This is a genomic window from uncultured Cytophaga sp. (assembly GCF_937863595.1).
In the GTDB taxonomy this organism is placed as follows: Bacteria; Bacteroidota; Bacteroidia; order Cytophagales; family Cytophagaceae; genus Cytophaga.
The window spans coordinates 1-1,907 of record NZ_CALMGQ010000007.1; the positions used below are offsets into that span (position 1 = coordinate 1).

A 1,907-nucleotide genomic window follows, 5' to 3' on the forward strand; every position below is an offset into this window, starting at 1 on the left:
AAGTTTCAGAAACAGGACAATATAATATGGTTGTAAAAAATAGCTGCGGTACAAGAGCAGATAGCCTGTATGTTAATAACAGCACGCTCAATGTCACCAATCTTGTAACAGCAAACAACGACAACAAAAACGATTGTTTGTATGCCATTTCAAACAATGCCAATGAAACAATTCGCATGAGTATTTATAATTCCTGGGGCAGCAATATTTTTTCAGACAACAATTATAAAAACAATTGGTGCCCAAACAATGATGTAAGCGATGGCGTGTATTATTACGAAGCTACATACAACAACAATTGTAGTAAAAAGGGCTGGGTTGAGATTGTTCACTAAGGTAGAGACGCAATTCATTGTGGCTGGATTTATTGCACTGCACTATCTTTGGCTATGCGAAGCGCAAAATATACAGATAATATTAAATATTAAGTATAAAATTAAACATAAGGCAGTGCGTATTCTTATCTTGTAGATGGATACGTACTGCCTTTTATACATATGAGAATTAGATTATCACTAGCTATTACATTCAATCTTCTTTCAACTATACTTTTTGCTCAGCACGAAACCGATCAACGTGTTATTGGTTTTAAATACATTTTAAAATTCAATTCTACTACCCCCAAAGTAATTGTTACAAATACCAATTTATACAATCCTTATAATCCCAACTATAAAGGAGATTTGCAGACACCGTATGCAAATTCCATTTGCGACACCTTAGGTAACATACTTTTTTATTACGATGGTACAAATGTGTATGATGTTAACGGACAGGTTATGTCCAATGGGAAATTACATACCTATAATTTCAGCTCCCTATATGCAACAAGCCTAATTGTACCTATTGAAGAAAGTAATCGCAGATATTACTATTTGTTCGAAACAATACCACACGAAGAGAATTGGAATTATGTTACGAACAGGCCAATTAATGATGTGACAAGTTGTTATTATCCAAACAAATGTGGAAAATTTTGGGATTTATGCAAACTAGAATATCACATTATTGACATGCATGGCAATGGAGGAAAAGGCAAGGTAATAAGTAAAAATACTTTCTTGAAGGACTCTGTAGCACCTTCTATCAGCGGTATCAAACATCAAAACAATATTGACACGTGGGTTTCTGTATTGGAATATCGCAGCAATAAAATTTTAAATTATCAAGTAAATTCCTGCGAAATTAAAGCACCCATTGTAAATACAATTCCTAATTTTGAATACAAAGAAAATCCGTTGTATATGCCTTATTCACCATTATCGTATACCGGTTTTCAACTTGTGTACTCAACAAAAGGAGATTTTTGCGCATTTTCGGGAAATAAAATTTCAGATAATGCTTCAATTTCCTCTATTCCATTTTATGTGTTTGTTGCTCCATTTGACAACCAAACAGGATTGTTTAATTTTAGTACGTTAAAGATTATAGAAACACGTAGTGGAATAAATGCACATTTGTTTTCACACGATTCAAAATATTTATATTATAATGATATTTATTTGTTTTCATTTGTATGGATGTATCAATATGAACTTAGTACAGGAATTTCTATACCTCTATATTATAACAATATACCGCCTAATAATGCTTTTTCGGGCACGGATTATGGAAGAGACAATACCATCCTTATATATAAATATAGAGTAAGTACACAAAATGGAAGTAATAAACATGTAACCTACTTAGGTGCAATCAAACATATTGACCAGCCTTTTGTTTCTGGTAACTTAATAGATTCATTGTCAGTTCCAGACATGGAGCAACCAGATGATGTTCCTATATATACTTACATTGCCCGCAACAATTACATCTATAACTTTTACCATCCAGATTATAAAAAACCAACTGCATTTTCAGTTGCAAAGTCTATTTCAAATAATGTAGCATCGCCTTCGTGTTTTACT

The 1,907-nt window shown here is 32.7% G+C and carries 2 protein-coding genes; both read left to right on the top strand.

What is annotated here, in order from left to right:
- On the top strand, nucleotides 1-335 hold a 335-nt coding region (locus tag Q0543_RS00595; RefSeq protein WP_299247595.1), incomplete at its 5' end, for a gliding motility-associated C-terminal domain-containing protein.
- A 162-nt stretch (nucleotides 336-497) separates the two neighbouring features.
- On the top strand, nucleotides 498-1,907 hold a 1,410-nt coding region (locus Q0543_RS00600), incomplete at its 3' end, for a hypothetical protein (protein ID WP_299247598.1).